Raw genomic sequence first — 13,792 nt, forward strand, 5'->3', positions numbered from 1 at the left:
GATGCATCCCAATGATGACGACCGCACCCAGTTCATGCCGCGCCCAGGTGGCCGAGAGCCTGCGCCGGTGCGTGCTGAACCTGCGCCTTTGTCGATGCCGGCCGCGCCGATGCTCACTGGCAAAAGCCAAGGCCTCAACCCGCTGGAAAGCGCTGCCGGGCCGCTCTTGGCCCTGCTGACCCGCCTGCGTAACACCATCGCTCACCCGGCGCCGGCCAGTTTGCGCGCGCAGTTGCTGGCGTACCTGCGCCAATTCGAAGAGCGCGCCGAAGCCGCTGGTATCGCCCGCAACGAAGTGCTGTTGGCCCGCTACGCGCTGTGCACCGCCCTCGATGAAGCGGTGTTGAGCACGCCATGGGGCAGCACCAGCGATTGGGGCAAGCAAAGCCTGTTGATCACCGTGCACAACGAAGCCTGGGGCGGCGAAAAAGTCTTCCAGTTGCTCGACCATTGCCTGCAAAGCCCACGGGAACGCCTGTACCTGCTGGAGCTGTTGTACCTGTGCATGTGCCTGGGGTTTGAGGGCCGCTACCGCGTGATGAATGACGGCCGCAGCCAGTTGGAAGCCTTGCGCGAACGCACCGCAGCAGCCATTCGCAGTGCCCGTGGCGAACACGAGCGCGAACTGTCGCCGCACTGGCGCGGAGTGACGGTAGTGCGGGATCGGCTGGCGCAATTCATGCCACCGTGGATCGCCGTGGCCATTGGCGTGGCGCTGTTGCTGGCGTTGTTGTTTGGCTTGCGCCTCAAGCTGGCCTCGGATGCGGAGCCGGTGTTCAAGAACATCCATGCATTGGGCGAGATCCCGGTGCAGGCTATCGACCGCCCGGCGGTGCAACCCAAGGTGATCGAGCGGCCGCGCTTGGCCGGCTTTCTCGTCGAAGACATCAAGGCTGGGCGCGTGGCCGTTGAAGATGCAGTGGACCGTTCGGTCGTGACCATTCGTGGCGATGAACTGTTCGCGTCGGCCAGCTCCAGCATCGTCGATGACTACCAGCCGCTGATGCTGCGCATCGCCGATGCCATTCGCAAAGTGAAGGGCCAAGTGCGCGTCACCGGGCACAGCGACAACCGTCCGATTGCCACGCTGCGCTTCCCATCCAACTGGGCGTTGTCCGAGGCGCGGGCCAAGTCGGTGCTGGAGATTCTGGCGGCCAAGACAGGCCAGGCCGAGCGTTTCAGCGCCGAAGGGCGCAGCGACACCGAGCCGGTGGCCACCAACAGCACAGCCGAAGGCCGCGCCCGTAATCGTCGGGTCGAAATCACCGTATTGGCGGAGGGCGTCGAGTGAAGGCGTTTTTCAGTTTCATGATTCGCTGGGTGATCCCGGTGCTGGGCTTGATCGCCCTGAGCCTGATCATCTGGTTTGTCGGGCCGTTGCTCGATGTGCTGGTACCCGAAGGGCGCCGCTGGGCGCTGATTATCCTGGTGTTTGCGCTGTGGCTCGCCTACCGCGTGTTGCGCATCATCCAGGCCCGCCGTCAGGCCGCCGAAGTGATGCGCAGCCTGGCCGCCGAAACCCCGGCCGACCCCAATAGCGTTGCCACTGCTGAAGAACTCACCACCCTGCGCCAGCGTATGGACGAGGCCTTGGCGTTGCTGAAAAAGGCCAAGCTCGGTGGCGATGAGCGCCGCAACCTCTACGAGTTGCCGTGGTACGTGATCATCGGCCCGCCGGGTTCAGGCAAGACCACAGCGCTGGTCAATTCCGGCCTGCATTTCCCGCTGGCCGCCCAGTTGGGGGCTGGCGCGGTGCGCGGTGTTGGCGGTACACGCAACTGCGACTGGTGGTTCACCGATCAAGCCGTATTGCTCGACACCGCCGGGCGCTACACCACCCAGGACAGCAACTCCACGGTGGATAAAGCCGCGTGGCTGGGCTTTCTCGACCTGCTGAAAAAGCAGCGCTCGCGTCGCCCTATCGACGGCGCGTTCATTGCCATCAGCCTGTCGGACCTGTTGCTCGGTACGGACGCCGAGCGCGCCGCCCACGCTGCCGCCATACGCCTGCGCATCCAGGAGCTGTACACCCAACTGGGCGTACGCTTCCCGATCTACCTGATGCTCACCAAGCTCGACCTGGTGCCGGGCTTCATGGAGTTCTTCGACAACCTGAGCAAGGAAGAGCGTGCCCAGGTGTGGGGCATGACCTTCGCCCTGGACGATGGCAAAAACAGCGACAGTCCGTTGGCTCATCTGCAAAGCGAATTCGCAGGGCTCGAACAGCGCCTCAACGAACGTTTGGTAGAGCGCCTGCAACAAGAGCGCGACCCGGCGCGGCGTGACTTGATCTATGGTTTCCCGCAGCAGTTCGGCGCCTTGAAGGATTGCCTGCAAAGTTTCCTTGAGGGCGTGTTCAAACCCAATGCCTTCGAAGAGCGCGTATTGCTGCGCGGCGTGTACTTCACCAGCGGCACCCAGGAAGGCAGCCCGATCGATCGGCTGATCGGCGCCATGGCCCAGAGCATGAACCTGGACCGCCAGCACCTGGCGCGCCAGAGCGGCACCGGGCGCAGTTACTTCATCGAAAAGCTCTTCACCGCCGTGGCGTTTGCCGAGCGTGGATTGGTGGGGGTTAACCCCAAGGTCGAACGCCGACGCAAGTGGATCGCCCGCGGGGTGCTCGCAGCAACCGTGGCGACCGTGGTGGTGGTCAGCGGCTTGTGGTGGGTGAGTTATCGCGCCAACCAGGCCTACATCGCCCAGGTTGACCAGAATGTCGCGCCGCTGGGCCAAGCGGTGCAAACCCTGAGCCCGGCGCAGCGTGACATCCTCGCCGTGCTGGCGCTGCTCAATGCGGTGAAAAACCTGGCCGGTGATGCGCCGAGTTGGTCCGAAGGCCTGGGTCTGTACCAGGGCGACATGCTCGAAGCCGAGTCCGCCAGCGTCTACCGCAAGCTGTTGATCGCCGTATTCGCGCCCCGTTTGGTGACGCGCATCGAAGAGCAACTGCACGGCGGCGGCACTTCCGATTTCCTTTACGAAGGCCTCAAGGCCTACCTGATGCTGGCCGATGCCGAGCATTACGACCCGGACTTCATCAAGGCCTGGATCGCGCTGGACTGGGACCGCAACCTGCCCCGCGACCTTCCCGCCGATCAGCGCCAGGCCCTGGCCGGGCACTTGCAGGCGCTGTTCGAACGCCATCCGCCCAATGCACGCCTGGATCCGCGCTTGATCGACGACCTGCGCCGCCAGCTGCAACAACTGCCGGTGGCCCAGCGTGTGTACGACCGGGTCAAGCGCCAGAAGCTGCCCGAAGGCGTCCCGGATTTTCGCATCAACGAAGCGGCAGGCCGTGACGCCGCGCTGGTGTTCAGCCGCAAAAGCGGCAAGCCGTTGGGCGAGCCGCTAAGTGGGTTCTTCACCGCCAAGGGTTATCGCCAGGCATTCTTGCTCAGCAGCCTGAACCAGACCGGCACCCTGGCCGAAGAGCAATGGGTGCTGGGCCGCGAGCAAGCCGATCAACAGAACGTGGTGAGCCTGGCCGCCGATGTGCGCCGCCTGTATTTCCAGGACTACCAGCGCCAGTGGGACGGGTTGCTGGCGGATATCGACTTTGTGCCGATCACCAGCGTGGCCCAGGCCGCCGATGTGCTGCGGGTAATTTCCGGCCCGACTTCGCCGCTGAAAAAACTGCTGGTGGCGGTGGCCAAGGAAACCGATCTGCAAGCCGAAGAACGCCAATTGGCGGCCAAAGGCGTGCCGGTGGAAGGCGGTGTCGACAAGCTTAAGGAGCGCCTGGGCAGCTTGTTGGGTCAGGAGCAGGCGACCTCCAATACGGCGGTGGCAGCGGATGACCCAGTGACCGCGCACTTTGCCGAACTCAACAGCATCGTCAGCAAGAACGAAGGCGAACCGGCGGCTATCGACGCTTTGCTGGCGGACATGAACGCGCTGTATGTGCAGGTCAGCGCCATGGTCGGTGCCAGCGGTGATGCGTTGCTGGGGGAAGCGAAGAACCAGGCGGCGGCAGCGGCCACCCGCGTCAGCCTGAATGCCGAACGCCAGCCAGCGCTGGTGCAGGGCATGGTCAAGTCGGTGGTCAACTCCACCACCAACAGCATGATGGGCGGGGTGCGCAACCAACTGAACGCAGCCTGGATGAGTGAAGTGGTCAACGTCTATCGCCAGTCGCTGGCCGGGCGTTACCCCATGTCGCCGGGCAGTGCGCGGGACGCGACCCTGGATGACTTCGGCATGTTTTTCGGCGTGGGCGGGGTAATGGATAACTACTTCCGCAAATACCTGCAGCCGTACGTGGACACCTCCGCCCAGACCTGGCGCTGGCAGCCGGGGGCGGCGCAGAAGCTCGGGATTGCCCCAGGGGTGCTGCAAACCTTCCAGCGTGCCGCGAGCATTCGTGATGCGTTCTTCCGCGCCGGTGGCACTCAGCCTATCGTACGGTTCGAGCTCAAGCCGGTGTCGATGGACCCGAGCATCACCCAGTTTTTGCTCGACCTCGACGGCCAGCAACTGAGCTACGACCACGGCCCCAGCCGCCCGGTGGCGATGCAATGGCCGAACCCCGGCAGCATTGGCGTGGTGCGTATCTCGATCATGCCCCCTGCTGCCAGCGGCCGTTCCGGCGTGACCCTGGACGGGCCGTGGGCCTGGTTCCGCCTGCTGGAGCAATCGGACTTGACCGCTGGCAACTCGCCGGACCGCTTCAACCTGCGTCTGCGGGTGGATGGGGCGAGCATCGCTTACGAGCTGCGCGCCAACAGTGCGTTCAACCCGTTCAAGAGCCGTGTACTCAGCGGTTTCAGCCTGCCGGAGCGGCTATGACGACGCTGGGTTTCTACGGCAAGTTGGCCAGTCGCGGGGATTTTGTCAGCCGCGCCTTGCCCCAGAGTTTTATCGGCCCGTGGGACAGCTGGCTGGCAGCGGGTTTGCTCGCCAGTCAGCACAGCCTCGGTGGTGAATGGCTCAACGTGTACTTGGTAAGCCCGTTGTGGCGCTTTGTGTTGGCGCCCGGTGTGTGCGGGCCGGACGCTGCGGTGGGGGTGGTGATGCCGAGCATTGATCGGGTCGGCCGCTACTTTCCGCTGGCGGTGGTTGCAGTGCTGGATCACGACTGCAATCCCGCCGCCTTGGTGGGCGGGCCGGACGCTTGGTTTGAACAGGCCGAAGACCTGTTGCTCAGCACCCTGGACGCGGGCGCGACCTTTGAAGGTTTCAACGCTGGCCTCGACGCGCTGGGCGTTCCGCCCAGTGAGCCGCGAGTGGCTCAAACCCTGCCCTTTGGGCGCATGAATGCCCTCGCCGAGCAGGCCTGTGTAGGTGCCAGCGTGTGGTGGGGGCGGGGTTCAGAGCGGGTGAAGCCTGGTTTATCACGGTGTCAGGGCCTGCCTGCCGCCGATGTTTTTGCGCAGTTTTTGCTCGGACAAGAAGGTGTGGTGTAGATGGGGTCGACGTACAAATCCGCGAGCAAAAGCCATGTGGGCATGGTGCGCCAGGTCAACGAAGACGCGTGCCTGGACCTGCCGGAAAACCGCCTGTGGGTGGTGGCCGATGGCATGGGCGGGCATGCGGCCGGGGACTACGTCAGCAGCCTGATCGTCGACAGCCTGCGCAATGTGCCGTTGGGGCGTTCCCTTGAGGAATACACCGCAGCGCTACGCAATGACCTGCTGCGCATCAATACCGCCGTGCGCGAAGAAACCGCCAACCGCGGCGTGACCCTGATGGGCAGCACCGTGGTGCTGCTGGCCGCCCGTGGCCTGCGCGGCGTGTGCCTGTGGGCGGGCGATAGTCGCCTGTACCGCCTGCGCGACGGCGTGCTGGAGCGTATCTCTCGCGACCACAGCTACGTGCAAGACCTGCAAGACAGCGGTCTGCTCAGCGAGGCCGACGCCCGCGTGCACCCGCGCGCCAACATCGTCACCCGCGCCATTGGCGTGGAGGCCCAGCTTGAGGTGGCGGCGGTGGACCTGCTGATCGCCCCCGGTGACAGCTACCTGTTGTGCAGCGACGGCCTCAACAAGACCGTCGAAGACCATGAAATCCGCGACGTGCTCAGCCACGACGCGCCGGACGAAATCGTCCGCAGCCTGGTGCACCTGGGCCTCAACCGGGGCGCGCCGGACAACATCACTACTATCGTCGTGAAGGTGTCGGCATGAATATCCAGATCCCTGGCTACGACATCGAAGGCGAAATCGGCGAAGGCGCCATGGCCAGCGTGTACCTGGCGACCCAGCGTTCGCTGGAGCGCAAGGTGGCGTTGAAGGTGATGGCGGCGGCGTTGGCAGCTGACCCGAGTTTTTGCGAGCGCTTCCTGCGCGAGGGCAAGACCCTGGCGCGCCTGTCGCACCCGCACACCGTGACCATCCATGACATCGGCAACGTCGGTGAGCTGTATTACATGGCCATGGAATACCTGCCCAACGGCACGCTCAAGGAGCGTATCGCCGCTGGCATGACGCCGGAGCAAGGGGTGACGCTGATCCGCCAAATCGCTTCGGCGCTGGGTTACGCCCACGCTCAGGGCTTGGTGCACCGCGACGTCAAACCGGCGAACATCCTGTTCCGTGCCGATGGTACGGCGGTGTTGTCGGACTTCGGCATCGCCAAGTCCCTGGACGACCGCACCCAATTTACCCAGGCCGGTTTTGCCGTGGGCACCCCGAGCTATATGAGCCCGGAACAAGCGCGGGGCCAGGAGATCGATGGCCGCGCCGACCTGTATGCGTTGGGTGTGGTGCTCTACGAAATCCTCGTCGGCAAGCTGCCCTACAGCGGCACCGACGCGCTGTCCACGGCGCTGGCGCACCTGACCGAACCGCTGCCGGAATTGCCGGTGCACCACGGCCGCTACCAACAGGTGTTGCGCAAGCTGTTGGCCAAGGACCCGGCCGAGCGTTACCCGGATGCGGCAGCGTTGTTGCGGGCCTTGGATGAGTTGCCGGTGGATTCGCCAGAAGCCACGCTGGTGCGGCCGTTAGCGGTTCCGGTGAGTTTTGACCTGGGGGGTATTACTCCGGAGTCCATCGAGATTCCCACCGACAAACCTCAGCCGCCGCGCCAACCGGTGGTGCCGCCGACTCAGCACAGCGAACAACGTCGCGGCCCGGTGTTGGCGCTGGCGGGCATTGCGGTGGCGGTTGCCTTGGCCATTGGCGGCGCCAGTTATTGGTGGTTGAGCGGTAGCGATGAACCTGTGGCTAAGCCGCCCGTTGCCGTTGTTCCTGCAGAGGTGCCAGCGGTTGCCGAAGTGGACGGCGGTCAGCGTCCCTTGCTGATGGCGGGCAAGAAAACCTTGTTCCAGCGTGTGCTCAGCAAGCCCGGCGCCAAGCTTTCAGCAGACGCCGGCAGCGCGCCGGGCAAGGCGCTGCCGGCGTTCTCCGTGCTGTACGTGTACCAGCGCAAAGACATCGACGGCAGCCCGTGGGTACGTGTCGGCGCCGCCACCGATGGGCGCAGCGACGGTTGGTTGCCTGCCTCCCAGGTCAGCGACTGGAAGCAAAGCCTGGTGCTCAAATTCACCGAGCGTTCGGGCCGTGCGCCCGTGATGTTCCTGCGCCAATCCGGCGAAGTAGAGAAGCTGTTGGCTGATCCCGCTGCCGCCAAAGGCGTGTTGGCCAAGGCGCAGAAAAACAGCGACGACAATAGCCAGATCCTGGCCCTGGAACCCACCGCCAGCGCAGTGCCGCAAAACCAGTTCTACCTGCTGCCGATCTTCGATTCCAAAGAGAGCTTCGACGAAAACGGCACGCCGGTGCAGTTGCTGAATGTGGCGTCCATCGACCCTGGCAGCAGCGCCGTGGCGAAACCTGCGACGCCTGTGCTCAATGCCAACGCCGATGCCTTCCGCACGGCGGTAGTGCTGGTGGTGGACACCACGGTGTCGATGCAGCCCTATATCGACCAGATTCGCGACGTGGTTCACGAACTGCAAACTCGCATCGCCGAGCGCGGCGAGTTGGACAGCGTCAGCTTCGGCATGGTGGGTTTTCGTAGCAGCACCAAGAAGACGCCGGGGCTGGAGTACGTGTCCAAAACCCTGATCACCTTGGATCAAGGCCGCGACCCGCAACGCTTCCTCGACCTGGCGCGGCAGGTCAAGGCGTCCACCGTGTCCAGCCACTCCTTCAACGAAGATGCGTTCGCCGGGGTGATGCAGGCGGTGGATGGCATGGATTGGTCCGGCTACGGCGGGCGCCTCATCCTGCTGGTCACCGATGCCGGTGCCTTGCGCAAGAACGACCCGTTCGCCGCTACCCAAATGAACGAAGCCGAAGTGCGCCAGGCCGCGCTGGGCAAGCAGATCAAGATCTACGCCCTGCACCTACGCACCGACGCCGGCAAGAAGACCCACGCCGGTGCTGAAAGCCAATACCGCGTTCTCACTGCTGATGCGAACCCGCAGATTGGCGATCTCTACACGCCGGTGCCCGGTGGTGATGTACGCAAGCTGGGCGAGCGGGTGGATGAGATCGGTACAGTGTTCGCCAACCTCGTGCACCAAGTGCGCAGCAACACGCCGCAGCCGGTGCCGTTGCTCAATAGCGCACCGAGCCTGGCGGATAAATCCGCAGCGGTCGGCTACGCCATGCACATGGACTTCCTGGGGCGCAAAGCCGCGAGCCAGGCGCCGCAACTGGTCAGCGCCTGGACGGCTGACCGCGACCTTACCAACCCGGCGCTGCCAGCGTTTCAGGTGTGCGTGATGCTCACCAAGTTGCAGCTCAACGACTTGCAGCAGTCGCTGAAGCTGATCGTCGATGCGGCACGCAAAACCCAGACCTCGCCCAAGGATTTCTTCCAGGAAATTGCCAGCGCCTCGGCCTATATGAGCCGCGACCCGCAAGCCCTGCGCAAGGGCGGCAACCTGGCCGATGGCGGCATCCTCGGCGAATACCTGGAAGGCCTGCCGTACCGCAGCAAGTCGCTGAACATGACCCAGGACTTGTGGCTGTCGTTGAGCGTGGCCGAGCAGGAAGACTTTATCGACGAGCTGGACTCGAAAATCCGCCTGTATGAAACCTTCCACAACGACGTGGCCAACTGGGTCCGTTTCGGCGCTGCCGAGCCGGGTGATGCGTTGTACCGCGTGCCGTTGTCGACGCTGCCGTGATGCTGAACCTGAGCGCAGTGCACAAGAGCCGGGGCGTGGGGAGCCAGCGCTATAGCCTGGTGATTCCGGCGCTGGCGCTGCGGGCGGGTGAGCAGGTGGCGATTGTCGGGCCCAGCGGCTGCGGCAAAAGCACCTTGCTGGATTTGCTGGCGCTGGTGTTGGCGCCGGATTCGGTGGGCCAGTTTGATTTCAATCAGGTCGATATCGGCGGGCTGTGGCGGGCTGATCGGCAGACCACCCTGGCCCAATTGCGCAGCCAGCAGTTGGGCTATGTGCTGCAAACCGGCGGGCTGCTGGGGTTTCTCGATGTGCGCAGCAATATCGCATTGTCTCGACAGCTGTTGGGCTTGAAAGACGATGGCAGCGTGGCGCGGCTGGCTGAGCAGTTGGAGATCAGCGATCAGTTGGCGAAGAAACCGGCGGCATTGTCGGTGGGCCAGCGCCAGCGCGTCAGTTGTGCCCGCGCCCTGGCCCATGCGCCGCAATTGGTGCTGGCCGATGAGCCGACGGCATCCCTCGATCCGCTGAACGCCGAGCGCGTGATGCAGGCTCTGCTGGCTCAGGCCCGCGAGCACCGTGCGGCCTGCGTGATCGCCACCCATGACGAGCCTCTGGCCCGTGCCAGCGGCTTGCAGGTGCGCCGCATCCGTTGCCGTCGCGACGCCGACGGCGGTGTTACCGCCACCCTCGGGGAGCCGTGCTGATGCGCCTTGGTCTGGTGGCTTCCCTGGCGTGGCAGGACTATCGCAACGATGCGTGGCTGTCGGCCTGTTCGGTGCTGGCGTTGGTGGCGGTGATCGCGCCGTTGCTGGTGTTATTCGGCCTGAAATTTGGACTGGTTGGCAGTTTGACCGAACGTTTGGAAAACGACCCCGCCACCCGTGAAATTATTCCGTTGGGCGGTGGTCGATTCAGCAGCGCATTTATCCGTCAGTTGGGCGAGCGCAGTGATGTGGCGTTTGCGCTACCGCGTACGCGGCAGATTGCGGCGACGGCGCAGGTGGGCACGCTGACCTTGGAAATGCTGCCTACGGCCTCGGGTGACCCGTTGTTGAGCGGCCTGCCGATGCCTGAAGGCCTGGATCAGGTTGTGCTTAGCCACACCGCCGCCGAAAAGCTTGCGGCGCGGCCCGGCGATGGATTGGAGATCAGCTTTGCACGGCAAGTGGCGGGGCGCATCGAGGCCCAGCGCACACGCGTGCAGGTGCTGGCGGTGTTGCCGCTGCAAGCTTTTGCTCGAGACGGGTTGTTTGCCGACCTGAGCGTGTTGGAAGCGGCGGAAGATTATCGGGACGGCCGTGCAGTCCCGGCGTTGGGCTGGGACGGTGAAGCGCCAAGCGGACAGCGGATCTATCCGGCGTTTCGTTTGTATGCCCGCACCCTTATCGATGTGGAACCGCTGCGGCGGTTTTTCGCCGGACAGAATGTGTTGGTCTCGACCCAGGCCCAGGCCATCGCCCAGGTGCAGTCATTGAGCCGCAACCTGTCGATCGTGTTCTGGGTAATTGCGGGGTTGGCGTTGGCGGGGGCGTTTGCGGCGGTCTTTGCCGGGGCGTTGGCCGCCGTGGCGCGCAAGCGTCGGGAATTGTCGGTGTTGCGCCTGTTGGGCTTTTCTACCGCTGGGCTGTTGCTGTTTGTGGTGTTGCAGGCGCTCTACAGCGCAGGCTTCGCTGCCGTACTCAGTGCCGGCCTGTATGGCTTGGCCGAAGCGGCGTTGAATCAATTATTTGTGCAGGTGCCGGGCGAGCACGCCAGTCACCTGCTGGCCCGTCATTATGGCCTGGCCCTGGTTGCAGTCATGGGCGTCAGCGCCGTGGCGGCGGCCTGTGGCGGTTGGCGAGTGGCGCGTATCCAGGCTTCTGAAGGAATCAGAGATGTTTAAGTTACTGGGCGCCTGTGTGGCGCTGAGCCTGGCCTCGATGGCCTGGGCCGATGAGGCAAGCGACAAGCTCGACAACCCCAAGCCGTTGGAAGGTGACGTCAGCCTGCCGTTGCCGTGCGACGGCAACATGGTGTTCCGCTACGCCTATGTGCTGGCCCAGGGCACCCTGGATGACCGTGAGATCAGCCTCGGTTACCCCTTTGCCGAAGGCGAGGCGGGCTATCAGCAGTCGTTTATTTCCGGTTACCGCCGCGACTATATCAACGGCCAGTTCACGCTGAAGGACTTGCCCAAGCAATGGAACAAAGTCATCGCGCCGTTGATGCCCAAGACCGAGGCCAAGACCCCGCTCAAGCCCATGCTGTACTTCATTGGCAAGTACGAAGTGACCGCCCGCCAGTACGCCCAGGTGATGGCCCAGGCCCAGTCCCTGGCCAGCGGCGAGCCGGCGCCGGCCTGCGATGTGCCTGCCGGTATGGCCGGGCGTTTGCCCAAGGTGAAACTGTCACGCTTTGAAGCCGAACGCTTCTCGGCGGTGTACAGCGCCTGGTTGATGAAATACCACCGCGATTTGCTGCCCGTCAGCGGGCGTGGCTCATCGGCAGATGAAGGTGGCGTTGGTTTTGTACGCCTGCCCACCGAAGTGGAGTGGGAGTTTGCTGCGCGCGGCGGCCAGGCGGTCAGCCGTCAGGACCTGGAAGGGCGGCTGTTCCCGCGCCGTGCCGAAGGCAGCGACAGCGACGGCCCGCTGGGTGATTACGCGGTGTTCAATCAGGTCGCCGGCGGCACCGGACAGGCCGCACGCTTGATGCCTATCGGCACCAAGTTGCCTAACCCCATCGGTATGTTCGACGTGATTGGCAACGCTGCCGAAATGGTCCAGGAATCCTTCCAGCTGGTACACGCCGGGCGTCGCCAGGGCACCTACGGCGGCTTCGTGGTCAAGGGCGGCAACTACCTGGAAGGCGAGGGCACGCTGTTTACCGGCATGCGCCGCGAGTACCCGTTGTTCGCCGCCGATGGCACCGAGCAAAGCAACGAGACCACCGGTTTTCGCGTGGCGATTGGCGCGTTGTCGGCACCGCGTTCGCGCTACAAGGAACTGTTTGCCCAGTGGCAGAAAGAAGGCCGCCTGGCCGCGCTGACCGATGCCATCGACGACGCCCAGGACCCGACCAAGCGCCTGGACAGCATCATCGCCGCCAGCGTCGACCCCAAGCTGCAGGCCGAGTTGGGGTTGGTCAACGAAGAGCTCAAGCGCAACGTCTCGCTGATCGCCCAGCAACGCGAAGAAGCGGCGGGCAATTTGATCCAGTCGGCCGCGTTGGTGGCCGAGACCATCGCCAACTACAACATCCGCCTGGCCAACCTGCAGAAGAGTCGCCAGCAGGCCAAGGACAACAAGGACGAGGCCAGCGTGCAGCTGTTTGACATGGCTATCGCCAATGGCCGCAACGCGCTGGACGGCGCGGTGGCGATTTACATCGACAACCTGGCCACTGGCACGCGCTACACCGACGCGGTGATCCAGGCGCAGTTTCAACGCATCAAGGAAGAGTTGGATCGCAAGCCCGTGCTCGGCAAGAGCCTGGTGACGCGCGCGACACTGTTCGTCCGCCATGTCGGCAACTACCGCAAGCAACAGCGGGCCGACCCGGCGACGATCTTGAAGGAATTGCTCGCAGCGAGCGGTCAGCGATGAGCGCTGGCTGTATGGCGAGCTTGGAAGGGACTCAGGCGGCGGTGGGCCGTGCTGGGCAAGTCAAACTAAACAGAGAACACACCTATGCTTTTTTCCCGTAAGGCGGTTTCCAAGCGTCACTTGTTGTTGATCGCGGCTGGTTTCAGCACTGTGCTGACCGGTTGCGCCACGTCGCCGGCCGGTAAGGTCGCGTCGAGCACCAAGGTCGAGTACTACCCCAATTGCTACGAGCCGGTGCAGCACCTGCGTGCCACCGACTCGGACATGACCAAATCGGTCGTGACCGGTGCTGCCATCGGCGCGGCCGGCGGTGCCTTGCTGGGCGCCCTGACCGGCGACAAGGAAAAACGCGGTCGCAATGCCGCCATCGGTGCAGCGGGCGGCGCGTTGGCCGGTGGCGCGGCGGGTTACTACACCGAGCGTCAAAAGCAGATCAGCGATGACAACCAGCGCATTGCGTCGTACTCCACTGACTTCAACAAAAGCGCGTCCGATATCGACCGCAGCACCGCCTACGCCAAGGCGTCGCAGCAGTGCTATCAGAGCTCGTTCACCAAGCTGGTGGCTGACCGTAAGGCCAAGACCGTCAACGACACCGAAGGCCGCAAGCGCCTGGCAGAAATCGTCGCGGGCCTGAAGGAATCCAATGACCTGATCGTCGCGGTCAACGGCAAAGCCAGCGAAGACCTGAACAACTACACCCAGGCTTACGAGAAAGACCTGCAACAAGTGGGCGTGCAGCGTACCGACGTGGTCACCGTAGCCACTGCCGATACCACACCGGTGACCCCGCCTGCCAAAGGCAAGAAGGCCGTGAAACCGGCGAAGAAGCCCGTACTGCCAACCGTACCGAAAGAAGCGGTGACCACCGAGAAGAGCATCCAGACCGTGCAGGCCAAGCAAGCTGAAAGCAAGCAGGTCGCCAGCGCCGGTAAAGCGCAGCTCGAAGGCTCGTGCCGCGATCCAAACCTGGCCGACTGGGCGCCGGTGCCTTGCCCAAACGTTTAAGTAACATGCTGCTATAAGCGTCAAACGCAAGCCGATCTTCCGCTAATGCGCAAGATCGGTGGCGTTCTTTTTGCAAATCGTTACACTGCTGCGGCCACTCAATAATTACACCGAGGCCGTG

Annotated in this window: 9 protein-coding genes; all 9 read left to right on the forward strand. The window is 63.8% G+C overall.

Annotated features, from left to right (window positions below; all coding sequences use genetic code 11):
- Nucleotide 1 precedes the first annotated feature (1 nt).
- Nucleotides 2-1,291 (forward strand): DotU family type VI secretion system protein, encoded by a 1,290-nt coding sequence (locus DYL59_RS11510; RefSeq protein ID WP_135289298.1) that lies wholly within the window; start codon nt 2-4, stop codon nt 1,289-1,291.
- Nucleotides 1,288-4,788 (forward strand): type VI secretion system membrane subunit TssM, encoded by a 3,501-nt coding sequence (gene tssM, locus DYL59_RS11515; protein ID WP_135289299.1) that lies wholly within the window; start codon nt 1,288-1,290, stop codon nt 4,786-4,788. The genes DYL59_RS11510 and tssM overlap by 4 nt, the downstream gene beginning before the upstream one ends.
- Entirely contained in the window at nt 4,785-5,405 is a 621-nt protein-coding gene (gene tagF, locus DYL59_RS11520; RefSeq protein WP_135289300.1) for a type VI secretion system-associated protein TagF, read from the forward strand. Before tssM ends, tagF begins: the two co-directional genes overlap by 4 nt.
- A complete protein-coding gene (locus DYL59_RS11525) occupies nt 5,406-6,125 on the forward strand; it encodes a PP2C family protein-serine/threonine phosphatase (protein ID WP_135289301.1) in 720 nt (239 codons plus the stop codon).
- A complete protein-coding gene (locus DYL59_RS11530) occupies nt 6,122-9,079 on the forward strand; it encodes a serine/threonine-protein kinase (RefSeq protein ID WP_135289302.1) in 2,958 nt (985 codons plus the stop codon). Before DYL59_RS11525 ends, DYL59_RS11530 begins: the two co-directional genes overlap by 4 nt.
- Nucleotides 9,079-9,783 (forward strand): ABC transporter ATP-binding protein, encoded by a 705-nt coding sequence (locus DYL59_RS11535; RefSeq protein ID WP_135289366.1) that lies wholly within the window; start codon nt 9,079-9,081, stop codon nt 9,781-9,783. Before DYL59_RS11530 ends, DYL59_RS11535 begins: the two co-directional genes overlap by 1 nt.
- Nucleotides 9,783-10,961, forward strand: coding sequence for an ABC transporter permease family protein (locus DYL59_RS11540; RefSeq protein WP_135289303.1), 1,179 nt, complete (start codon nt 9,783-9,785; stop codon nt 10,959-10,961). Before DYL59_RS11535 ends, DYL59_RS11540 begins: the two co-directional genes overlap by 1 nt.
- The gene (locus tag DYL59_RS11545; protein WP_135289304.1) at nt 10,954-12,663 is read left to right on the forward strand and encodes a formylglycine-generating enzyme family protein; all 1,710 of its coding nucleotides are present in this window, start codon (nt 10,954-10,956) and stop codon (nt 12,661-12,663) included. The genes DYL59_RS11540 and DYL59_RS11545 overlap by 8 nt, the downstream gene beginning before the upstream one ends.
- Before the next feature lie 84 nt (nt 12,664-12,747).
- Nucleotides 12,748-13,671, forward strand: coding sequence for a type VI secretion system-associated lipoprotein TagQ (gene tagQ / locus DYL59_RS11550; protein WP_135289305.1), 924 nt, complete (start codon nt 12,748-12,750; stop codon nt 13,669-13,671).
- Nucleotides 13,672-13,792 lie beyond the last annotated feature (121 nt).

This window comes from Pseudomonas kairouanensis, assembly GCF_004682055.1.
GTDB lineage: Bacteria > Pseudomonadota > Gammaproteobacteria > Pseudomonadales > Pseudomonadaceae > Aquipseudomonas > Aquipseudomonas kairouanensis.

Coding starts and splice junctions, on each gene's coding strand:
- tagQ (WP_135289305.1), top strand. CDS start 12,748: ATGCTTTTTTCCCGTAAGGCGGTTTCCAAGCGTCACTTGTTGTTGATC.
- DYL59_RS11545 (WP_135289304.1), top strand. CDS start 10,954: ATGTTTAAGTTACTGGGCGCCTGTGTGGCGCTGAGCCTGGCCTCGATG.
- tagF (WP_135289300.1), top strand. CDS start 4,785: ATGACGACGCTGGGTTTCTACGGCAAGTTGGCCAGTCGCGGGGATTTT.
- DYL59_RS11540 (WP_135289303.1), top strand. CDS start 9,783: ATGCGCCTTGGTCTGGTGGCTTCCCTGGCGTGGCAGGACTATCGCAAC.
- DYL59_RS11530 (WP_135289302.1), top strand. CDS start 6,122: ATGAATATCCAGATCCCTGGCTACGACATCGAAGGCGAAATCGGCGAA.
- DYL59_RS11510 (WP_135289298.1), top strand. CDS start 2: ATGCATCCCAATGATGACGACCGCACCCAGTTCATGCCGCGCCCAGGT.
- DYL59_RS11535 (WP_135289366.1), top strand. CDS start 9,079: ATGCTGAACCTGAGCGCAGTGCACAAGAGCCGGGGCGTGGGGAGCCAG.
- DYL59_RS11525 (WP_135289301.1), top strand. CDS start 5,406: ATGGGGTCGACGTACAAATCCGCGAGCAAAAGCCATGTGGGCATGGTG.